16 protein-coding genes and 1 tRNA gene are annotated in these 22,395 nt (G+C 62.4%); 10 read left to right on the top strand and 7 right to left on the bottom strand.

Translation table 11 applies throughout. The features are described from left to right. Positions 1–26: 26 nt before the first annotated feature. Together LOY31_RS14510 and LOY31_RS14515 are read right to left on the bottom strand one after the other, a co-directional pair. Positions 27–884 carry a glucose 1-dehydrogenase gene (locus LOY31_RS14510; protein WP_007951408.1) on the bottom strand — a complete coding sequence of 286 codons (858 nt, stop codon included), beginning with the start codon at positions 882–884 and terminating at the stop codon, positions 27–29. Positions 885–979: 95 nt separating this feature from the next. After that, positions 980–2,128 (bottom strand): MalY/PatB family protein, encoded by a 1,149-nt coding sequence (locus tag LOY31_RS14515; protein WP_258711721.1) that lies wholly within the window; start codon positions 2,126–2,128, stop codon positions 980–982. Between the two features lie 219 nt (positions 2,129–2,347). Between LOY31_RS14515 and fdnG the strand changes: the two genes are divergently transcribed. Genes fdnG through fdhE form a run of 4 tightly spaced genes read left to right on the top strand, consistent with a single transcriptional unit; the run spans position 2,348 to position 7,943 of the window. Beyond that, a complete protein-coding gene (gene fdnG / locus LOY31_RS14520; RefSeq protein WP_258711722.1) occupies positions 2,348–5,413 on the top strand; it encodes a formate dehydrogenase-N subunit alpha in 3,066 nt (1,021 codons plus the stop codon). A 14-nt stretch (positions 5,414–5,427) separates the two neighbouring features. Next, positions 5,428–6,363, top strand: coding sequence for a formate dehydrogenase subunit beta (gene fdxH / locus LOY31_RS14525; RefSeq protein WP_007951403.1), 936 nt, complete (start codon positions 5,428–5,430; stop codon positions 6,361–6,363). After that, entirely contained in the window at positions 6,360–7,013 is a 654-nt protein-coding gene (locus LOY31_RS14530) for a formate dehydrogenase subunit gamma (RefSeq protein ID WP_064381623.1), read from the top strand. The genes fdxH and LOY31_RS14530 overlap by 4 nt, the downstream gene beginning before the upstream one ends. Before the next feature lie 3 nt (positions 7,014–7,016). Next, on the top strand, positions 7,017–7,943 hold the full coding sequence (fdhE, locus tag LOY31_RS14535; RefSeq protein WP_258711723.1) for a formate dehydrogenase accessory protein FdhE: 927 nt from the start codon (positions 7,017–7,019) through the stop codon (positions 7,941–7,943). Positions 7,944–7,946: 3 nt separating this feature from the next. On the opposite strand, the gene LOY31_RS14540 is transcribed toward fdhE, so the two are convergent. Both LOY31_RS14540 and LOY31_RS14545 read right to left on the bottom strand, forming a co-directional pair. Further along, positions 7,947–9,278 carry an ATP-binding protein gene (locus LOY31_RS14540; protein ID WP_258711724.1) on the bottom strand — a complete coding sequence of 444 codons (1,332 nt, stop codon included), beginning with the start codon at positions 9,276–9,278 and terminating at the stop codon, positions 7,947–7,949. Continuing rightward, complete coding sequence (locus tag LOY31_RS14545) at positions 9,275–10,000, bottom strand: response regulator (RefSeq protein ID WP_074690605.1); 726 nt, start codon at positions 9,998–10,000, stop codon at positions 9,275–9,277. The genes LOY31_RS14540 and LOY31_RS14545 overlap by 4 nt, the downstream gene beginning before the upstream one ends. Before the next feature lie 149 nt (positions 10,001–10,149). Between LOY31_RS14545 and LOY31_RS14550 the strand changes: the two genes are divergently transcribed. The 5 genes from LOY31_RS14550 (at position 10,150) to LOY31_RS14570 (ending at position 14,623) form a co-directional block, all read left to right on the top strand. Next, entirely contained in the window at positions 10,150–10,482 is a 333-nt protein-coding gene (locus tag LOY31_RS14550; RefSeq protein WP_258711725.1) for a hypothetical protein, read from the top strand. Continuing rightward, a complete protein-coding gene (locus LOY31_RS14555; protein WP_258711726.1) occupies positions 10,479–11,159 on the top strand; it encodes a DUF3313 domain-containing protein in 681 nt (226 codons plus the stop codon). The genes LOY31_RS14550 and LOY31_RS14555 overlap by 4 nt, the downstream gene beginning before the upstream one ends. A 51-nt stretch (positions 11,160–11,210) precedes the next feature. After that, complete coding sequence (gene selA / locus LOY31_RS14560) at positions 11,211–12,617, top strand: L-seryl-tRNA(Sec) selenium transferase (RefSeq protein WP_258711727.1); 1,407 nt, start codon at positions 11,211–11,213, stop codon at positions 12,615–12,617. Beyond that, a complete protein-coding gene (gene selB / locus LOY31_RS14565; protein WP_258713605.1) occupies positions 12,614–14,521 on the top strand; it encodes a selenocysteine-specific translation elongation factor in 1,908 nt (635 codons plus the stop codon). The genes selA and selB overlap by 4 nt, the downstream gene beginning before the upstream one ends. 6 nt (positions 14,522–14,527) lie before the next feature. Next, positions 14,528–14,623: transfer RNA gene (locus LOY31_RS14570), tRNA-Sec, on the top strand. A 7-nt stretch (positions 14,624–14,630) separates the two neighbouring features. On the opposite strand, the gene LOY31_RS14575 is transcribed toward LOY31_RS14570, so the two are convergent. Both LOY31_RS14575 and LOY31_RS14580 read right to left on the bottom strand, forming a co-directional pair. Beyond that, a complete protein-coding gene (locus LOY31_RS14575) occupies positions 14,631–15,914 on the bottom strand; it encodes an OprD family porin (protein WP_258711728.1) in 1,284 nt (427 codons plus the stop codon). A 99-nt stretch (positions 15,915–16,013) separates the two neighbouring features. Beyond that, on the bottom strand, positions 16,014–18,635 hold the full coding sequence (locus tag LOY31_RS14580; protein ID WP_258711729.1) for an EAL domain-containing protein: 2,622 nt from the start codon (positions 18,633–18,635) through the stop codon (positions 16,014–16,016). Positions 18,636–18,812: 177 nt separating this feature from the next. Here LOY31_RS14580 and LOY31_RS14585 point away from each other — a divergent pair, with 177 nt between their 5' ends. Continuing rightward, positions 18,813–21,008 (top strand): OsmC domain/YcaO domain-containing protein, encoded by a 2,196-nt coding sequence (locus tag LOY31_RS14585; RefSeq protein WP_115077956.1) that lies wholly within the window; start codon positions 18,813–18,815, stop codon positions 21,006–21,008. Between the two features lie 67 nt (positions 21,009–21,075). Here LOY31_RS14585 and LOY31_RS14590 read toward each other — a convergent pair whose 3' ends face one another. Beyond that, complete coding sequence (locus LOY31_RS14590; protein WP_258711730.1) at positions 21,076–22,374, bottom strand: carbohydrate porin; 1,299 nt, start codon at positions 22,372–22,374, stop codon at positions 21,076–21,078. Positions 22,375–22,395: the final 21 nt, after the last annotated feature.

Consider the following 22,395-nt stretch of genomic DNA (forward strand, 5'->3'; position numbering starts at 1 on the left):
GCGGTTCACTTTTTTCGGCAGACGGTTCAGAGCATCGGTTTGCCGCCGGTCACGCCATAGCGCTGGCCGGTGATGTAGCTGGCTTCATCCGACGCCAGCAGCACGTAGATCGGCGCGACTTCCACCGGCTGGCCGGGCCGCCCGAGTGGCGTGTGCTCGCCGAAGTTCTGCACTTCCTCATCCGGCATGGTCGAGACGATCAGGGGCGTCCAGATCGGCCCCGGTGCCACGCAGTTCACGCGGATCTCCCGCGGGCCGAGCATCTGCGCCAGTCCGCCGGTGAAATTGGCAATGGCGCCTTTGGTGGTGGCGTAGGCGAGCAGGGTGGGTTTGGGCATGTCCGAGTTGACCGAACTGGTGTTGATGATCGAAGCGCCGGGGCCCATGTGTTTGATGGCGGCCTGACACAGGCGGAAGATCGCGGTGATGTTGACGTCGAAGGTCATCACCCATTCGTCGTCGGGAATCTCCTCGAAGGTTTCGTGGGTCATCTGGAAGGCCGCGTTGTTGACCAGCACGTCGATGCGGCCGAAGCGCTCGACGGTTTGGTCCACCAACGCCTGGCATTGGGCTTTCTGGGCAATATCACCGGGCAGCAACAGGCACTGGCGGCCGGCCTGCTCGACCCAGCGCGCGGTTTCCTTGGCATCTTCATGTTCATTCAGATAGGCAACCGCCACATCGGCACCTTCGCGGGCGAAGGCAATGGCCACCGCACGGCCGATGCCGCTGTCGGCGCCGGTGATCAGGGCGATCTTGCCGGCCAGCCGACCGGAGCCGGTGTAGCTTTGCTCGCCGCAATCGGGGTAGGGCTCCATCTTGCGCTGGGAGCCAGGAACCGCTTGCGCCTGTTTCGGGAACGGGGGTTTTGGATAGTCAGTCATCGTCAATCTCCGGGTCTCAGGGCAGGTAGGCCGGTTGACCCGGCCCGTTTGCGCTGAGTTCGATCGGATTGACGCTTGGGTTCGCCCTGACTTGATTACCGGGACTTGAGGGCTTGCTCCATTCGCGCAATGCCTTCTTCCAGCATCGAACGCGGACAGCCGAAGTTCAGGCGCACGAACTGCTGGCTGTGATCGCCAAAATCCAGGCCCGGGCTGAGGCCGACGCGGGCGTGGTCCAGGAAGAATTTCTGCGGGTCGTCCAGATCCAGCGCCGAGCAGTCGAGCCAGGCCAGATACGTGCCTTGCGGCACATTGATGGTCACGCCGGGCAAGCGGTTGCGCACGGCGTCCACCAGCCAGTCACGGTTGGCTTGCAGGTAGTGTTTCAGCGCTTCAAGCCATGGGCCGGCCTCGCTGTAGGCCACGCGCGTGGCTTCCATGCCCAGCGGGTTGACGCTGTCGACCATCCCGCAGCGGGCGTGGTTGACGCGTTCGCGCAGGGCGGCGTCCTGGATGATCATGAACGAGGTCTTGAGGCCGGCAATGTTGTAGGCCTTGCTCGCCGACATCAGGGTGATGGTGCGCCGGGCGATTTCCGGGCTCAGGGAGGCGGTCGGAATGTGTACGCGGCCGTCGTAGCACAGCTCGGCGTGGATCTCGTCGGAGATGATCCAGGCATCCTGCGCCATGCAGATGTCCGCCACCGCTTGCAGTTCTTCACGGCCAAAGACCTTGCCGATCGGGTTGTGCGGGTTGCTCAGCAGCAGGGCGCCGCCACCGGTCAGGGATTCACGCAGTGCGTCCAGCGGGGTGGCGTAGGTGCCGTCGGCCTGGGCGTTGAATTCCAGCTCGACCTTGTTCAGCCCCCAATGGCCCGGTGCATGGCGCAGCGGCGGGTAGTTCGGGGTTTGCACCACGACGTTCTGCTGCGGTTGCACCAGCGCCTTGAGCGCCATGTTGAAACCCGATTCGACACCTGGCAGGAAGATCAGCTCCTGCGGTTTGACCCGCCAGGCGAACTTGTTCCAGAGGTCGGCGACGATGGCCTCGCGCAGATTGTCCTGGGCCACGCTGTAGCCAACCAATGGGTGCAGCAGGCGCTTCTGCAGCGCCTCGATGACCACCGGCGGCGCGGCGAAATCCATGTCAGCGACCCACATCGGCAATACGTCGGCCGGATAGCGGCTCCACTTGGTGCTGCCGGTGTCGTGGCGGTCGAATACCTGATCAAAATCGAAAGTCATGCGCGGTCTCTGAAGGCGGAGATGGGTCGTGCCGGCGATGATAAACCCCCATCCCCTGTGGGCGCGAACTTGTGACCGATGAATGGCCGACGGTCGGTTTTCACACAGCCGGCCGGGGCGTTGTCTACAGTGAAAAGGTCGGCACTCAAGTGCCGCAACCGTGATTGTCCAGAACAAACCCGGCACCAGTACCGGGTTCCACCTGATCAGGAGTGCACGATGGATCTCAGCCGTCGTCAGTTCTTCAAGGTCGCCGGTATCGGCCTTGCAGGCTCTAGCCTGGGCGCGTTGGGCATGGCCCCGACGCAGGCCTTCGCCGAGCAGGTGCGCCACTTCAAGCTTGCCCACACCCATGAAACCCGCAACACCTGCCCGTATTGCTCGGTCGGTTGCGGCTTGATCATGTACAGCCAGGGCGATGCCGCGAAGAACGTTGCGCAAAACATCATCCATATCGAGGGCGACGCCGACCACCCGGTCAACCGCGGCACCCTGTGCCCGAAAGGCGCGGGCCTGCTGGACTTCATTCACAGCCCCGGCCGCTTGCAGTACCCGCAGGTGCGCAAGCCCGGCAGCAGCGAATGGACCCGGATCACCTGGGACGAAGCCCTCGACCGCGTTGCCGACCTGATGAAGGCCGACCGCGACGCCAATTTCGTCGAGCAGAACGCTCAGGGGCAGACGGTGAATCGCTGGCTGACCACCGGATTCCTCGCGGCGTCGGCAGCGTCCAACGAAGCGGGCTACATCACCCACAAGGTGGTGCGCAGTCTCGGCATGCTGGGGTTCGATAACCAGGCGCGTGTCTGACACGGTCCGACGGTGGCAAGTCTTGCCCCGACGTACGGCCGTGGAGCCATGACCAACACCTGGACCGATATCGCCAACGCGAATCTGATCCTGGTGATGGGTGGCAACGCAGCAGAAGCCCATCCTTGCGGCTTCAAATGGGTGACCGAAGCCAAGGCGCACAACGCCGCGCGGCTGATCGTGGTCGATCCGAGGTTTACCCGGACCGCGTCCGTGGCCGATTACTACGCGCCGATCCGCACCGGCAGCGACATCGCGTTCATGGGCGGGCTGATCAATTACCTGCTGACCGAGGACAAGATCCAGCACGAATACGTGCGCAACTACACCGACGTGTCGTTCATCGTCAGAGCCGGTTTCGGCTTCGAGGACGGGCTGTTCACCGGTTACGACGCGGCCAAACGCACCTACACCGACAAATCCACCTGGGGTTACGAACTGGGCGAGGACGGCTTCGTCAAAGTCGACCCGACCCTGCAGGACCCGCGCTGCGTCTATCAGCTGATGAAGCAGCATTACAGCCGCTACAACATCGACCTGGCGAGCCAGATCTGCGGCATGCCAGTCGATGCGATGCAGAAAATCTGGGAGGAAATCGCCACTTGCTCGATTCCGGGCAAGACCATGACCATTCTCTACGCGCTGGGCTGGACCCAGCACTCGATCGGCTCGCAGATCATCCGTAGCGCGGCGATGGTGCAACTGTTGCTGGGCAACGTCGGCATGCCCGGCGGCGGGGTCAATGCCTTGCGCGGGCACTCCAACATTCAGGGCCTGACCGACCTCGGTCTGCTGTCCAACGCGCTGCCGGGTTACCTGACCCTGCCGACCGACGCCGAGCAGGATTACGCGGCCTACATCCATAAACGCACGCAAGTACCGCTGCGGCCGGGGCAATTGTCCTACTGGCAGAACTACAGCAAGTTCCACGTCAGCCTGATGAAAGCCTGGTACGGCGTCAATGCCACCGCCGAAAACCAATGGGCCTACAACTACTTGCCGAAGCTCGACATCCCCAACTACGACATCCTCAAGGTGTTCGATCTGATGGGGCAGGGCAAGGTCAATGGCTACATGTGCCAGGGCTTCAACCCGATTGCCGCGTTGCCGGACAAGAACCGGGTGATGGCGGCACTGGCCAAACTGAAATGGCTGGTGGTGATGGACCCGCTGGCCACCGAAACCTCGCAGTTCTGGGAACACGTCGGGCCGTTCAACGATGTGAAGAGCGCTGACATCCAGACTGAAGTGATCCGCCTGCCGACCACCTGTTTTGCCGAAGAGGACGGCTCGCTGGTCAACAGCAGCCGCTGGCTGCAATGGCACTGGAAAGGTGCCGACGGCCCCGGCGAGGCGCGCACCGACGTGCAGATCATGAGTGCACTGTTCCTGCGCCTGCGTGAGCGCTATCAGGCCGAGGGCGGCAAATTCGCCGATCCGCTGTTGAAACTGTCGTGGCCGTACAAGATCGCCGAAGAACCCTCGCCGGAAGAGATCGCCAAAGAGGTCAACGGCTACGCCACCACTGACTTCACCGACGCCACGGGTGCGGCGATCAAGGGCAATTCGCAACTGGCCGGGTTCGCCCAGCTCAAGGATGACGGCAGCACCGCGTCCGGCTGCTGGATCTTCTGCGGCAGCTGGACCGAAGCCGGCAACCAGATGGCCCGCCGCGACAACAACGACCCTTACGGCATGCATCAGCATCAGGGCTGGGCGTGGGCCTGGCCGGCCAATCGGCGGATTCTGTACAACCGCGCCTCGGCGGACGTCGCGGGCAAGCCGTGGGATCCGAAAAAACGCCTGGTCTGGTGGAACGGCAAGACGTGGGGCGGTACCGACGTGCCGGACTACAAGGCCGACGTGCCGCCGGAAGCCGGGATGAACCCGTTCATCATGAACCCCGAAGGTGTGGCGCGGTTCTTCGCCGTCGACAAGATGAACGAAGGGCCATTCCCCGAGCACTACGAGCCGTTCGAAACGCCGATCGGCATCAACCCGCTGCATCCGGAAAACAAGAAAGCCACCAGCAACCCGGCGGCGCGGATCTTCGATTCGGTGTGGGACAGCCTCGGCGTGGCCAAGGATTACCCGTACGCCGCCACCAGCTACCGGCTGACCGAGCATTTCCACTTCTGGAGCAAGCACTGCAAGTTGAACGCGATTGCCCAACCCGAGCAGTTCGTGGAAATCGGCGAAGTGCTGGCCAAGGAGAAGGGCATCGCTGCCGGCGACAGGGTGCGGGTCAGCTGCAAGCGCGGATTCATTGAGGCGGTGGCGGTGGTGACCAAAAGGATCCGGCCGTTGCAGGTCAACAATCAGGTGGTGCACCAGATCGGCATTCCGCTGCACTGGGGTTTCACCGGCCTGACGCGCCACGGTTACCTGACCAACACCCTGGTGCCGTTCCTCGGCGATGGCAATACACAGACCCCGGAATCCAAGTCATTCCTGGTCAACGTGGAGAAGCTCTGATGGAGAATCTTTAGATGGCCAGCCAAGACATCATTGCCCGCTCGGCCACCACGACCCCGGCGCCTTCGATACGCGGCCAGGAACAGGTGGCCAAGCTGATCGACACCACCAAATGCATCGGTTGCAAGGCGTGTCAGGTCGCGTGCTCGGAATGGAACGAGCTGCGCGACGAGGTCGGCCACAACCACGGCACCTACGACAATCCGCAGGATCTGAGCGCCGATTCATGGACGCTGATGCGCTTCACCGAGCACGAAACCGACGCCGGTAACCTCGAATGGCTGATCCGCAAGGACGGCTGCATGCACTGCGCCGAGCCCGGTTGCCTGGCGGCGTGCCCCAGCCCCGGCGCGATCATCAAGCACGCCAACGGCATCGTCGATTTCGATCAGGACCACTGCATCGGCTGCGGTTATTGCATCACCGGTTGCCCGTTCAACATCCCGCGCATTTCGCAAAAAGATCACAAGGCCTACAAATGCACCCTGTGTTCGGACCGGGTGGCAGTGGGGCTGGAACCGGCCTGCGTGAAAACCTGCCCGACCGGCGCCATCGTGTTCGGCACCAAGGACGACATGAAGACCCACGCTGCCGAACGCATCGTCGACCTGAAAAGCCGTGGTTTCGACAACGCCGGCCTGTATGACCCGGCAGGCGTCGGCGGCACCCACGTCATGTACGTGCTGCACCACGCCGACACCCCGAAAATCTACGCCGGTCTGCCGGACAACCCCGAGATCAGTCCGCTGGTGGGCCTGTGGAAAGGCATCAGCAAACCGCTGGGCTTGCTGGCCATGGGCGCGGCGGTGCTGGCCGGGTTCTTCCATTACGTGCGGATCGGCCCGAACCGGGTCGAGGAAGATGAACATCCCGAACCGCCCGACACCTCGGTGCACGTCGTCGATCCGGCGGTGCACACCTTCGACCCACGCGGGGAGGGCCGGCCATGAGCAACAAGACGATCCTGCGCTACACCGCCAACCAGCGCACCAACCACTGGCTGGTGGCGATTCTGTTCTTCATGGCCGGGCTGTCGGGGCTGGCGTTGTTTCATCCGTCGATGTTCTGGCTGACCCACCTGTTTGGCGGCGGGCCGTGGACGCGGATCCTGCACCCGTTCATGGGCGTGCTGATGTTCGTGTTCTTCCTTGGCCTGGTGTTTCGTTTCTGGCGCTCGAACTTCTTCATCGACAACGACTGGAAGTGGCTGCGACGCATTGACCGGGTGCTGGTCAACGACGAGGAAACCGTGCCGGCGGTGGGCAAGTACAACGCCGGGCAAAAGCTGCTGTTCTGGACTTTACTGCTGTGCATGCTCGGATTGCTGTTCACGGGGCTGGTGATCTGGCGCGCGTATTTCAGTCATTACTTCGGCATCACCACGATCCGCTGGGCGATGTTGCTGCACGCACTGGCGGGATTTGTGCTGATCCTGAGCATCATCGTTCACATCTATGCCGGGATCTGGATCAAGGGCTCGGTGGACGCGATGATGCACGGCTGGGTCAGCCGCGCCTGGGCCAGGAAACACCATGCACTCTGGTATCGCGAGGTGGAAAGCCAAGATCCGCCAGAGCGGCCGGTCACGAAAAAGGGCTGACGTTTGCCAACCATCCTTGAACCCGGAGAAATCGAAGCGGCGGCCAGTTCGCCGCCGTTTCTGCACCTGCCGCCGCACAACCTGTTCATGCTGCGGGCCCAGCGCCTTGAGCGCTTGGCCGAAGGGCATCCGCTGGCCGATTACCTGCATTTGATCGCCGGTTTGTGCCATGTCCAGCAACAGATCCTCGACGACCCGCCCTCGACCGCGCCGCTTGATGAACAGCGGCTGGAAGTCTGTCGGCAACACGGCATGCCGCCGTTCGCCGCCGACACCCTGATTCGCGAAGACGCCTGGCAGCTTTATCTCGAAGCCTTGCTCCAGCGCTATGTCGCTCCCGAACAACCAGCGGTGGTCGAAGCTGTGACCAAACTGCGTATTGCCAGCCCCGGCCAGTTGCGCGCCTGGGCGGTGGCGCTGGTCAGCGGCCAGTATTCGCTGGTGCCGGCGGCGCTGGTGCCGTTTCTCGGGGCGGCATTGCAAGCGGCGTGGAGTCACTGGCTGCTCAGCGCACCAAACCTGCAACTGACGCCCGGCGACAGCCTCAGCCAGTGCCCGGCCTGCGGTTCGCCGGCCATGGCGGGGGTGATCCGCCATCGCGGCAAGCACAACGGCCTGCGTTATCTGGTGTGTTCGCTGTGCGCCTGCGAATGGCATGTGGTGCGGGTCAAGTGCGTGTATTGCGAGCAGAGCAAAGGGCTTGAATACCTGAGCCTCGAGGATGACCGCCACGCCGCCAATCAGGCGCCGTTGCGCGCCGAAGTCTGTCCGGGCTGCAACAGCTACCTGAAGTTGCTGTATCTGGAAAACGACGGGGAGGGCGAGGCGCTGTCGGCGGATCTGGGCAGTCTGCTGCTCGACATGCGCCTGGCTCAGGACGGTTATCAGCGCTTGGCGCCAAATCTGCTTTTGGCACCCGGCGACGAATAACCCTCAGCGATGGGGCAATTCAACCCGTGCGCGTAAGCCGCCGCTGCGGCGATTACGCAGACTCAGTTCGCCACCCTGTTCCCGAATGATTCCCCGTGCCGCCGAGAGACCGAGCCCGACCCCGCCGGTGTCACGGTTGCGCGAGGTCTCGAGACGGAAGAACGGATCGAACACCCGCTCCAGCGCGTCCTCGGGAATCCCCGGCCCCTCGTCAATGACCTCGATGCGAATCGATGCGTCATCGCAACTCAGCACCACACTCGGGCGCTGTCCGTATTTCACGGCGTTATCCAGCAGATTGACGATGACCCGTTTGATGCCCAGCGGCCGGCCGTCATACACCACATGTGCCGGACCTATGAAACCGATGTCGAGGTGCTGATCGCGGTAGTCATCGACGATGGTTTGCAGCAACTCCGACAGATCGAACGCGGTGGATTGCTCCAGGTGAGTGTCTTCCCGGAAGAACGCCAGGGCGGCGTTGATCATCGATTGCATTTCCTCGATGTCACGGATCAGTTTGCTCTGATGGTCGAGGTCTTCCATGAATTCGCTGCGCAGACGCATCCGGGTCAGCGGTGCGCGCAAATCGTGGGAGATGGCGGCGAGCATGTGCGTACGTTCGCCGATGAAGTGCTGGATCTGCGCCTGCATCGTGTTGAAGGCGACGATGGCCTGACGGATTTCATGGGAGCCTTCGAGGTGGATCGGCGGCGCTTTCAGGTCCCCGCCGAAACGCCGCGCGGCATGGGCAAAGCGCTGTAACGGCTGGGCCAATTGACGTGTGGCGAGCCAGGCGACCAGCAGCGTGGCGACCAGTCCCAGGGCAACGATCACGGCAATCCGCACGTTCAGGCTCAGGCCCCAACTGCGCTCCGGCGGCGTGAACGACAACCAGCTGTCGTCCGCCAACCGCACCAGCGCCATGTAATGCGCGCGAGGGCTGCCGGCGGGCCAGTCATCGGGGTTGAACACGTCGATCTGTCGGTCATCGCCGAGCAACTGCCGCAGCGCCGGCACTTTTCCAGCCTCGACCTGTTCGCCATCCCCCGGCAGACCGAAGTCGACCCGACGGGGTTTCCACAGCACTTCAAGCATCGGGCTGCTGGCGGCACTGGCCAGTTGTGGGCGCAAAGTGGCCGGCGCGGCCTCGATCACTCGCGTAGTGGCGGCGATCTGTTCCAGCAGCCCGGTGCGCTCGATTGGTGGGCGGGCCCAGATCCCCGCGACCTGAACGAACAGTGCATTGAGCAGCAGCGAAGCGAGCATCGCCGCGACGATCGTCAGGGCAATCCGCCGGCTGAGGGTGTCGCGCCGCAGCATCCGGCCGATCATGAGCGGCTGACCTTGGCAGTGAACATGTAGCCGCCGTTGCGCACGGTGCGGATCAGGTCCGGGCGTTTGCTGTCCGGTTCGATCTTGCGCCGCAGCCGACTGATCTGCACGTCGATGCTGCGGTCATAGGCGTCGTGGCCCTGGCCGTGGGTCAGGTCGATCAATTGTTCGCGGGTCAGGATGCGTTGCGGATGTTCGAGCAACACCAGCAACAGGTCGAATTCACCGGCGGACATCGGAATCATCACGCCTTCGGGCGAGCGCAGTTCACGGCAGGTGATGTCCAGATGCCAACCGGCGAAGGCCATGACCGGCCGTGAAGGCTCGGCGCCGGACGGCGTGCTCTCACCGACCCGACGTTGCAGGGCGCGTACCCGGGCCAGCAACTCCTGCGGGGCGAAGGGCTTGGTCAGGTAGTCGTCCGCCCCAAGTTCGAGGCCGACAATCCGGTCGCTCAGCTCGGCCATGGCGGTGAGCATGATGATCGGGATGCCCATCTGCGCCCGGACTTTCTGGCACAGGCTGAGGCCACCCTCGCCGGGCAGCATCAGGTCGAGGATGATCGTGTCCGGCCGTGCCTGCGCAATAGCCGCCCACATGGCCTCGCCATGGGCGGCGACATCGACCTGATAGCCGTGCTGAACGAAGAACTTCTTCAGCAAGGACAGAATTTCCCCGTCGTCATCGACGATCAGCAATCTGCTCACGTTTGCGCAATCCATGAACCCAAAAGAAGCGCATCTAAAACCATTTCGATGCGCCGGTCATATATTTCAATCCTGCAACATTCCTTCAGCGCGGACATCAGCCGGACATCGTCGGGCAAACATCCGCAGGCACTCTGCACGCCTTCCAACCAAGGGGGCTCAACATGAAGGACATGAACAGCGGCTACATCACCCGGGACCATGGCGCCGTGCGCCCGTTGATCCTGACCCAGCGCACCACCGCACCGGGCCCTGACACGCCGATCCTGTTCCAGGAGACGTGCCTGGGGCTGGCCAACGATCAGAGCCAGTTGATCCTGCGCCGCTATTTCGAACGATTCAGCCCGACCGAAGCCCATTGGGTCGAATACCTGCACACGATTCCTACCGCCGAATTCATCCAATGGATCATGACCCACGGCCAGTTGCGCATCGAGTGCTCCGACAACACCCCGCACAACCACGTCCACGCCTGGAAAAGGAAACACCCTCGATGAGTAACCATCGCTCACTGGCCGTGTTGTTTGCTGCCACCCTCAGCCTGTCGGCGTGCAGCAGCAAAAAGCTTCCGGCGGAGCCGCAGGCCGGGTTTCTACGGGATTACAGCGTGCTCAAGGAAGCGCAGACCGCTTCGGGGCAGAAGATTCTGAGCTGGGTCAGCCCGACATTGGCGAGGGGCCGTTACACCCAGGTTTACCTGGCGCCGAGCCAGTTCTATCCACGGCCCCAGCCTTCGGCGCGCATTCCCCAAAGCACCTTGTCGGGCGTGACGCATTATTACGACGCTGCCCTCAGGCTGGAACTGGGTAAAGTGCTGCCGCTGGTGTCGAAACCCGGCCCGAACACGCTGATCGTCAAACCGGCCATCACCCAGGTTGCCGCGAGTACTCAGGGCCTGCGTTTTTATGAATGGCTACCGGTGACGCTTGTGGCGGCGGGTGTGAGCACCGCTACCGGCATTCGTGACCGCGACAGCGAGATCGCCACGGAAGTGTCCTTCGAGGACGGTTCGACCGGGGAGGTCGTGGCCGAGGTGGTGCGCAAGGGCAAGGGCGTGCCGCTGGAGAACGACAAACAGGTCATGACGCCCGATAACGTCAAGGCCGTACTCGATGGCTGGGCCACGGACCTGAGTCAAACCTATGTGCCGGTTCAGAGGGCCGCGCTGCGCTAGAAGCAGGGTGGTCTAACATCATCAGGCGTATTTCGATTTCGGGAGTGCCTGATGTCCGTGAGTGTTGCCCTGCGGTTACCGTCGATTGACAGCCTGTTGCGCCACCCCGCGTGCCAGCCATTGGCCGAGCGTTATGGGCGTGAGGCGCTGTTGACGGGGTTTCGCCAGTTACTGGATGACTTGCGCGAAGCCGTGCTGGCGGGGCAATTGACCGCCGTTGAAATCAGCCCTGAAGCGCTGGCGGGAAGGGTTGCCGAACGTCTGGCGCTCAAGCAGCGCAGCCAGGTACGCCGGGTGTTCAACCTGACCGGCACCGTGCTGCACACCAACCTCGGCCGGGCCTTGTTGCCCGAAGAAGCGATTGAAGCGGTGCAACTGGCGGCGCGCTATCCCCTGAATCTGGAATTCGATCTCGCCAGCGGCAAACGCGGTGACCGCGACGACCTGATCGAAGGCCTGATCCTTGAACTGACCGGCGCCGAAGCCGTGACGGTGGTCAACAACAATGCCGCCGCCGTGCTGCTGACCCTCAACAGCCTCGGCGCGCGCAAGGAAGGCATCATTTCCCGGGGCGAGCTGATCGAGATCGGCGGCGCGTTCCGCATCCCCGACATCATGAGCCGCGCCGGCGTGCGCCTGCACGAGGTCGGCACCACCAACCGCACCCATGCCCGCGACTACGAAGCGGCAATCAGCCCACGCAGCGGCCTGATCATGCGCGTGCACGCGAGCAACTACAGCATCGAAGGCTTCACCGCCCGGGTGCCGACCGCCGAACTGGCGGCGTTGGCCCATCGACATGACCTGCCGCTGCTGGAAGATCTTGGCAGCGGCAGCCTGCTGGATCTGACCCGCTGGGGCCTGCCGGCGGAGCCGACGGTGCGTCAGGCGCTGCTCGATGGCGCCGACATCGTCACCTTCAGCGGCGACAAACTGCTCGGCGGGCCGCAGGCGGGTGTGATCGTCGGGCGCAAGGACTTGATCGCGAAGATCAAGAAGAACCCGCTGAAACGCGCGTTGCGGGTCGACAAACTGACGCTGGCCGCACTGGAAGCGGTACTCGGGCTCTATCGCGACCCGGATCGGCTGGCCGAGCGTTTGCCGAGCCTGCGTCTGCTGACCCGCCCACAAGCCGAGATTCTGGCCCAGGCCGAACGCCTGCAACCGGCCTTGTCCGAACTGTTGGGCGAGGGCTGGACCGTCACGGCGGAGCTCGCGTTGGGCATGATCGGCAGCGGCAGCCAACCGGTGGCGCGCCTGCCAAGCGCGGCGCTGTGTCTGCGCCCGCAAGTTTCGAAACGCCTGCGCGGACGTTGTCTGCTGAATCTGGAAGCCGCGCTGCGCGCGTTGCCGATCCCGGTGCTCGGGCGTATCGATGACGATGCGTTGTGGCTGGATCTGCGGCCACTCGACGATGAGCCGGCGTGGCAGGCGCAACTCGGGCAGTTGCAAACGTGATCGTCGGCACGGCGGGGCACATCGACCACGGCAAGACGTCACTGCTCGAAGCGCTGACCGGGCAAACCGGCGACCGCCGCCCGCAGGAACGCGAGCGCGGGATGACCATCGACCTCGGTTATCTGTACGCAGAACTGGCGCCCGGCGCCGGGCTGAGCGGTTTCATCGACGTGCCGGGCCATGAGAAATTCACCCACAACATGCTGGCCGGCGCGCAAGGCATCGATCTGGTGTTGCTGGTAGTGGCGGCGGATGACGGCGTGATGCCGCAGACTCGTGAGCATCTGGCGATTGTCGAGCTGCTGGGCATTCCACGGGCGCTGGTGGCGATCACCAAGTGCGACCGGGTCGAGGCGGGCAGGGTGGACGAGGTTCGCCGGCAAGTTGAAAGCCTGCTGTCATCCGGCCCCTATGCCAAAGCGCCGCTGCTGACGGTTTCCAGCGTGACGGGCGAGGGCGTCGATGCGCTGCGCCAGACATTGCTGGAGATAGACGCAGAGGAGCGCAGTCGCGAAGGCGGGTTTCGCCTGGCCATCGACCGCGCGTTCAGTGTCGCCGGCGCCGGTATCGTGGTGACGGGGACGGCGCTTTCGGGCTCGGTTGCGATCGGTGACAAACTCAGCCTCGGCCCGGCGGGCAAAACCGTGCGGGTCAGGGGCCTGCACGCGCAGAATCAAGCCGCCGAACAAGCCTTCGCCGGCCAGCGTGTGGCCCTGAACATCAGCGCGGATCGTCTGGAACTCGGGCAGATCCATCGCGGCCAATGGTTGCTCGCCGAATGGCACGCACCGACCCAGCGGCTGGATATCGAATTCCGGCTGCTGTCGGGCGAGCGGGTTTTCCAGCACTTCCAGCCAGTGCACCTGCACCTCGGCACGCAGGACGTGATCGCCCGGGTCGCCTTGCTGGAGGGTTCAAGCCTGGCACCTGGCGAGCGCATGTTTGCGCAACTGCTGACCAACGTCCCGGTGCACGGCGTCCACGGTGATCCGCTGATCCTGCGTGACGCCAGCGCCCAGCGAACGCTCGGCGGCGGGCGTGTGCTCGATCCTTTCGCCCCGGCCCGCCAACGGCGCAGCCCGGAACGGCTGGCGCAACTGCGTGTGCTGGCGATCAGCTCCGAGCTGGAACAGGCTTTGCCGACGCTGCTGGAATACAGCGAAAGCGGCCTCGATCCGCAGCGCCTGGAGCGCCAGTTCAATCGTCCGCGTGACAGTTGGTCACTGCCGGAAAACGTTCGCCTGATCGAAACCCGTCAGGGCCCGGTGCTGTTCAATGCGCAGCGCTGGGGCATGCTCAAGTTCACTTTGCTGGAACAGCTGGCGCGCTTTCATGAGCTGGAGCCCGATCAGATGGGCCCGGACCGCGACCGTCTGCGGCGTTTCAGCGGTTTGAGCCTCGAACGCGCGACCTTCATCAGCCTGCTGGAAGAACTGCTCGGCGCCGGTTCACTGGTCGCCAGCGGCCCGTGGCTGCATTTGCCAGATCATCAGGTGCGCCTGAGCGCCGACGACGAAACCCTGTGGCAGGCGCTGCAGCCATTGTTCGAGCAGGCTGGTTTCGATCCGCCGTGGGTTCGTGATGTGGCGAAAGTCGTCGGTCAGGAAGATGCGATCGTGCGTTTGCTGCTGCGCAAACTGGCGCGCCTTGGCGTGATGCATCAAGTGGTGCGCGACCTGTTTGTCACCGACATCACGCTGCGGCAAATGGCGGCAGTGCTGCTGCGCCTGGCCGAAGAAAATCCGCAGATCGAAGTCACGGCATTCCGCGATGCGCTAGGCTTGGGACGCAAGCGCAGTATTCAGATCCTTGAATACTTCGATCGGCTGGGCCTGACCCGGCGCGCCGGCGAAGGCCGGCAAATCCGCATCGACAGTGCGCTGGCCAACCCCGGCGCCGACTGAGTTCAAGGAAGGCAATCGCGCCCGGTGGCGCGGCCGGGCTTCAAACCCGGTTGGGGACGGCATCCGTTCCCGGGCAGGTTCGACTCCGGCTGCCTTCCGCCAATTTCCCTCAAAAGCCCAACGGGTACTGGATCACCACGTAGATCCGGTCGATGTCATCGCCCGCCTGGGCGCTGTTGGCCCGGTGCGAAACATGGGACAGCTGCAGCGACAGATCCTTGGCCGCGCCGGACTGGACGATGTAGCGCAGATCGATGTCGCGCTCCCAGTGTTTGCCGCCGTCCCCTTGCTGTGGCTGGTATTGGCCGCTGTCCGCGTCAAACGGGTTATAGGCGCCGCCCTTGGGCGCGTGGGTGCCGTCGATATGACTGCCGGCGACGTAGCGGGTCATGAAATTCAGCCCGGGAATGCCGAAGGCCCCGAGATCGAGGTCGTAGCGCGCTTGCCAGGAGCGCTCGTGGGCACCGTTGAAGTCGGCGTATTTGATCGAGTTGGCCAGGTAAATCGAATCGCCACCGACAAAATCGAACGGCGTGTCGCCATTGATGCGTTGCCAGCCGAGCATCACCGCGTGGGCACCGAAGGTGTATTTGCCCGAGAGGCTGAACGCGGTGTTGTCGATGTCGCCGGCCAGTGCCTGACCGGTGTCGCGGGTGTGGTAGACGTTGGCGTCGAGCAGCAGACCGGACTGTTTGAAATGCAGGTTGGCGTAGTACTGGCGCCAGGTGTCGCTCAGGTCGGACGCATACAGCGCACCGCCCACCGGGCTGTCGCTGAACAGGTCGGTGCCGATGAAGCTGATGCTTTCGCCTTGGGTGCTGGCGCCATAGCCCTGAAAGTCGCCTTTGCCGGAAGAACTGTCCTGATTCTTGAACGTCGTGAAACGCCCGGCCACAACGCGCGCGTTATCGATCTCGCGGCTGTCGAGCAGAAACCCCGTGGCATATTCCGGTTGCAGGCGCTTGTCCGAGGTGTCGAACACCGGCGTTTCCACGGTCATTTCACCGAAGGCGAGGGTGGTCGTCGAAGTCTTCAACTTCAGCGCACCACCGGCGCTGGAATAGTCGCTTTCACTACGGCCGTCACTGTCCACCGGCAACAGTCCCGTGCCGGAGTGCCCTTTGCCGCCATCGAGTTTCAGACCATAAAAGGCGTGGGCATCGAGGCCAAATCCAACGGTTCCTTCGGTGAAACCGGATGCGAAAGTGCCGATAAACCCCTGAGCCCATTCCTGTTTGTAGTTTTTCCCGGCGGGAGAGGGCGAGCGGTAGTCGTTGCTCAGGTAGAAGTTGCGGCTGAGCACTTCGGTCTTGGCGTCGTCGAGAAAACCGCTGGCGAATGCCGAGTCGGCCATTGCGCAATACAACAGTGCCAGGGCGAAACGCGGTTGCATGAAACCTTTCATGTGTCAGTGACCGGCCGTGATGGAAGTCGCCGGATACTGAAGCAAACAGTCGCGCCGCGATTGAGCGGATGTGCTGAGTCAGCGTCCTCAGGTCACCCGGCCTTTTCGCTGTCTGGAAGGATCGACCGCCGCGGCTCTTGATGTTTGCAGAAGACTGGCGAAGGCCGCCTTGTCGATAGGGCGACTCATGTAATAACCCTGGACTTCGTTGCATTGATCCTTGCCCAGGATGTCCAGTTGTTCCTCGGTTTCGACGCCTTCGGCGGTCACGGTCAGCCCCATCGCTTTACCCAGTCCGATGATGGCCTGCACCACCGCACGATCATTGGCGCCGGTGCTGATGGACGCGATGAAGCGTTTGTCGATCTTGATGCCATCGAACGGGTAGGCCCGCAGATAGCCAAGGGAGGAATAACCGGTGCCGAAGTCATCCATGTTCAGGCGCACGCCCAGTTCCTTGAGCGCGGTCATGGTGGTCAACGCGCCGTCCGTGTCGTTGAGCATTACGTTCTCGGTGATTTCCAGCTCCAACCGGCTGGCCGGGAAGCGAGTACCCACCAGCACTTCGCGTACATCTTCGACCACATCGCTGATCGCAAACTGCGCAGGTGACAGGTTGACCGACAGGAGAATGTCCGCCGGCCAGGTCAGTGCCGTTTCACAAGCCTCACGCAGGACCCAGCGACCCAAGGGAACAATCAGGTCTGTCTGTTCGGCCAGCGGAATGAATAAATCCGGCCCGAGCAACCCTTTGGCAGGATGCTGCCAACGCACCAGTGCCTCGACCGAGACGATTTCCTTGCCATCGACCTTGTATCGGGGTTGATAGTGCAGCACGAACTCATTGTTCGTCAGGGCCCTTCGAAGGTCGTCCTCCATCTGCCGGCGGGTCTGGATCTGATCGCTCATGTGCGCTTCGAAATAGCACCAGGTGTTCTTGCCTTCGGATTTGGCCTGGTACAGCGCAATGTCTGCGCAACGGATCAGCTCACTGGCCACGTACCCGTGACGCCGGCTCAGGGCGATTCCGACACTGGCGCCGATGTGCAACGGTTGCTGTTCGAAGTGGATGGGCTGATGCAGGCTGCCGATCAGGCGTGTGCAGAATCTGTCGATCTCCTGATGCGTGTCCATGCCGCAGAGCACAACGACGAACTCGTCACCGCCCAGACGGGCGACGATATCGTGGTCACGCGTGCATTCGCGCAGACGGCCGGCAACCTCTTGCAACACCGCATCGCCGGCAGGGTGGCCGAGGGAATCGTTGATCGGCTTGAAATTGTCCAGGTCAATCATCAACAGCGACACCGGCGGGGCGTGCTCCTTGAGCAGCAGAGCGTCGTCCAGATAGCGCGACAGTTTGTTGCGGTTGGGCAGTCCCGTCAGCGCGTCATGCAAGGACAGATGCTGGATCTGCGCATGGGCGGCGACTTCATCGGTGATGTCGCTGGCCGTGCCGCGATAGCCGACGACTGCCGCTCTTTCTACGATGGGCCTGGCCGAGAGGCGGCAGTGGCGCTGTTGTTCCTTGCGGTCACGGTAGGTGCAGCGCAGGTCGCTGGCGTTGCTCTCCTCATCGAGTTTCTTCAGCCACAGATCCAGCGGAGTGGTGTCGCAGACAAGCAAGTGCCCGATGTGCTTCCCGATCCATTGGGCCTGCGGATAGCCGGTGACTGCACTGAACCGGGTCGACAGATAGGTGATGGACAACGCTTCATCCACTTCCCAGATCCAGTCGGACGCCGCTTCGGCGACCGCCCGGAAGCGCTCCTCGCTGGCTTCCAGTGCGCGGTTGGACGCCAGCAGTGCCTGATTCGAGGCCTGCATCGCTTCAAAGCTGTTATCGACATAGCGCGAGGAACGCAACGCATGGCGAAAGAACCAGGCTGTCAGCGCCATCAACACAATCAAAGCAGAGCCGAGGGTGGGCAACAACGACCAAAGCAGATGCAGGCCCGGTCGCTCCAGATCCGCAACGAGGCTGTATCCGGTGCTGTCCAGCGGGACGCGGGGCTGGCCCGGGTCGATGCTGTCGTCCGGAGCCAGCGACAGATTGTTCAGCCCGTACCCGCTGCCGATCTTGCGCAACTTGGTGGGCGTCAGCTTGTCGACGAATACCAGCACCGAGGTCATTTGTGGTTCGCCCACCGGACGCTCATCGTTGGGAAGGATCGCCGCTGCGGTGACCAGCGCCGGCCAGTCTTCGAACAATGAATAAGTACTGACGGGCTTGGTCAGGTCGGGCTGACTCTGCACTTGCTCAACCAGACTGTTCGCCGAAAGCTGAAGGAACTGGGGCATTTGCGCATCGAGCATTTGCCCGCGAACGACGGCGTATTTGGTGCGTTCCCGATCCAGCACGAACAGACCGTCATAGCCGTCGCTGGTAAACAGGGTCTTGCCCATGTTCTGCTCGGTGTACGCCCAGTTCGTGTCGACCGTACCGCTCAAACGTTCATACGCTGTCGTCCAATAGGCGTAACTGGTGATGTAGTTCTTGGATGCGGTAATCCGGTTTTCCAGCGCCCGGGCCGAATAGAACCGCACGTCGTTGACGTCATCCTCATCCAGTTGAGTAGCAATGCCGAGCAACGCAGCGGTCGCCGCCATCACTCCGGCAATGAACAGCGCGCCCACTGCAATGGCCAGGCGCCGGGTAACAGAGCCCTGCAGGGTGGGTAACGACGTCGCACGGCTGGAGATGTCCATTTGCTCGTCCTTGATCCGGTACTTCTTCAATCTAGAACATCTTCAGCTTCGAGATGTTCAGAAGTTCGCCAAATGTGTCTGACCACTCAGGCCCCGTTGCGCAAAAGCACAAGACTTCACGCTCAAAAGCCGGATAATGGCGGCCAATTTGTTTAGCCCGCTATTCTGGTAACCCGCATGGAAATCAAGGTCAATTTTCTCGACAACCTCCGACTCGAAGCCAAGTTCGATGACTTCACGGTGGTGGCCGACCAACCGATCCGTTACAAGGGCGATGGCTCTGCACCGGGTCCGTTCGACTATTTCCTGGCGTCGTCGGCCTTGTGCGCGGCTTACTTCGTAAAGTTGTACTGCAGCACCCGCAATATCCCGACCGAAAACATTCGTCTGTCGCAGAACAACATTGTCGATCCGGAAAACCGCTACAACCAGATCTTCAAGATCCAGGTCGAGCTGCCGGCGGACATCTCCGAAAAGGATCGCCAGGGCATCCTGCGCTCGATCGACCGTTGCACGGTGAAGAAGGTGGTGCAGGCCGGGCCTGAGTTCGTGATCGAGGAAGTCGAGAACCTCGACGCGGATGCCCAGGCGCTACTGATGCCGGCTTCCACGTCCGGCGCGGGCACCTGCATTGCCGGCAAGGACCTGCCGCTGGAACAGACCATCGCCAACATGTCGGGGATTCTGGCCGACCTGGGCATGAAGATCGAAATCGCTTCGTGGCGCAACATCGTGCCCAACGTCTGGTCGCTGCACATCCGCGATGCGCAGTCGCCGATGTGCTTCACCAACGGCAAGGGCGCGACCAAAGAGGGCGCGCTGGCCTCGGCGCTGGGCGAGTTCATTGAGCGGCTCAACTGCAACTTCTTCTATAACGATCAGTTCTGGGGCGAAGAGATCGCCAATGCCGAATTCGTGCATTACCCGGACGAGCGCTGGTTCAAGCCCGGCGCCAAAGACGAGTTGCCTGCGGAAATTCTCGACGAATATTGCCTGGGCATTTACAACCGCGACGGCGAACTGCGCGGCTCGCACCTGTACGACACCAACTCCGGCAACACCCAGCGCGGCATCTGCTCGCTGCCGTTCGTGCGTCAGTCGGACAACGAGGTCGTGTACTTCCCGTCCAACCTGATCGAAAACCTGTTTCTCAGCAACGGCATGAGCGCCGGCAACACCCTGGCTGAAGCCCAGGTACAGTGCCTGTCGGAGATCTTCGAGCGGGCGGTCAAACGCGAAATCCTCGAAGGCGAAATGGCCCTGCCGGACGTGCCGCAAGAGGTACTGGCGAAGTACCCGGGCATCCTCGCGGGGATCAAGGCGCTGGAAGAGCAGGGCTTCCCGGTGCTGGTCAAGGACGCGTCCCTGGGCGGTGAATTCCCGGTGATGTGCGTGACGCTGATGAACCCGCGCACCGGCGGCGTGTTCGCCTCGTTCGGCGCGCACCCGAGCTTCGAAGTGGCGCTGGAACGCAGCCTTACCGAGTTGCTGCAGGGCCGCAGCTTTGAAGGCCTCAACGATCTGCCGCAGCCGACCTTCTCGGGCCAGGCCGTGACCGAACCGAACAACTTCGTCGAGCACTTCATCGATTCCAGCGGCGTGGTGTCGTGGCGCTTCTTCAGTGCCAAGGCCGACTTCGAATTCGTCGAGTGGGATTTCTCCGGCAACGGCGAAAACTCCAACGCCGAAGAAGCCGCGACGCTGTTCGGCATCCTTGAAGACATGGGCAAGGAAGTCTACATGGCGGTCTACGAGCACATCGGCGCCAAGGCGTGCCGCATTTTGGTGCCGGATTATTCGGAGATCTATCCGGTAGAAGACCTGATCTGGGACAACACCAACAAAGCGCTGCAATTCCGTGCCGACATCCTCAACCTGCACAACCTGAGCAAGGTCGGTCTGCGCAATCTCGCCAAAGGCCTGGAACACAGCGAGTTGGACGATTACACCGACATCACCACGCTGATCGGCATCGAGTTCGACGACAACACCCCATGGGGCAAGTTGACCATCCTCGAACTGCGCCTGCAGATCTACCTCGCCTTGCAGAAGTACGAGCAGGCCAAGGATCTGGTCGAAGCCTTCCTGCAATACAACGACAACACCGTCGAGCGCGGCTTGTTCTATCAAGCGGTCAACGTGGTGCTGGAAATGGAGCTGGACGAAGATCTGGAGCTGGAAGACTACGAAGCCAACTTCCGCCGCATGTTTGGCGACGAACGCATGGATGCGGCGATCGGTTCGGTCAACGGCAGCGTGCGCTTCTACGGTCTGACGCCGACCAGCATGAAGCTGGAAGGGCTGGATCGGCACCTGCGTCTGATCGAGAGCTACAAGAAACTGCATGCAGCGCGGGCCAGCTTCGCGGGTTGATTCCGCTGGCAGCACGCACAAAAAAAGCACCTTCGGGTGCTTTTTTTGTGGTCGGCAAATGTTGGCGTCAGAGCGCAGCTTTCACCTGCAAGCCAAACACCAATGCATTGTCGATGTCCTTCCCGGAAAACGCGCCTGGCTCGATGATGTATTGCACATTCGGGCGCAGCGTCAGCCATGGAGTGGCTTGGTAGCCGTAGCCGAGTTCGATCAACTGTTCGGCGCTGTCCAGATTGGGGAACGCGGCGCCATTGGCCATTGCGGCGTCCTGCTGCACATCGCGGCTGCGCGGGTTCGGCACTGCGCGGCCATAGCCCAGCGCCACGGTGTCGCGAGGGCGGCCTTCGAAAGGTTTGTACAACACCATGCCGGTGCCGTACCACTTGCTGAACGGCGAAGCTGCTTCGCTGGCCGCCGAATATTGGCCGAAGGCGTGCAGGCTGCGACCTTCGGAGGCGTCCGAAGCCCAGACAGCCTGGTCGATCAGGACGTAATGACCGCCGCGTCCGGACACTTCCTTGTCACTGCCGATGCGTTTCACATCGGAGCTGTCGTAGTAATAACCGACCTTGTACTCGCCGGGCAGTTTGCCTGCCTGCTTGTAGACCAGCTCGATCGGCACCACGGTGCCGGTGGTGTGTTTCGGGCCCAGGTGCCAGGCTCGGCTGGAGTTGCCGTTGCTTTCCGGGTCGACATTGAACGCGGCCACGCGCAGTTGCCAGGCAGGGGAGAGGTCATATTTCACCCGCACACCGAGGTGGGCGTTGGGGTAGTTGGTCCAGCCGCTGCCACCGGACATGTTCAGCGGATGGCCGCAGAAACCGGCGTTCATGAAGTTGCAGAGGATGCCGCTGTCGAGGCCGCCGAGGTCGTTGCCCATGGCCATGTAGCCGAGCTTGACGTTCAGCGCCGGGGTAAACAGGCTGCGCTCGTAGCTCAGCTCGGTCAGGCGGGTGTAGAGGCCGCCGTAGTTTTCCTGGATCGGCAGACGGTTGCCGACCAGATCTTCGGAGGCACTGTTGCCGCGTCGGTCGTTGATGCTCAACTGGATCTTGCCGGCGTTGTCGACGCCGTACAGTTTGCTCAGGTCGAACTGCGCGCCGAGCTTGATGTTCTGCGAGTAACGCGCCGAGCGATGCAGGCCGCCGTCGGCGTTGTAGGCGGTTTCGCCGGTGTAGTCGCCGGTGAACTTGATGCCGTCTTTATCGAGCTGGTGGCGCAGGCCGCCCCAGTCGCCGGTCAGGGTGTTGCGGGTGAACACGTTCGAATCGGTATCGGCGAGGGCGGGCAGGGCAGCGCCGCAGGTGAGACCGAACAGCATGCCGGTGAAGACCCCGGCGTGAGAAAAGCGAACAGCCAATGACATTGCTGAAATCCAGAGCGAAGG

Source organism: Pseudomonas sp. B21-021, assembly GCF_024749205.1.
GTDB lineage: Bacteria > Pseudomonadota > Gammaproteobacteria > Pseudomonadales > Pseudomonadaceae > Aquipseudomonas > Aquipseudomonas paraglycinae.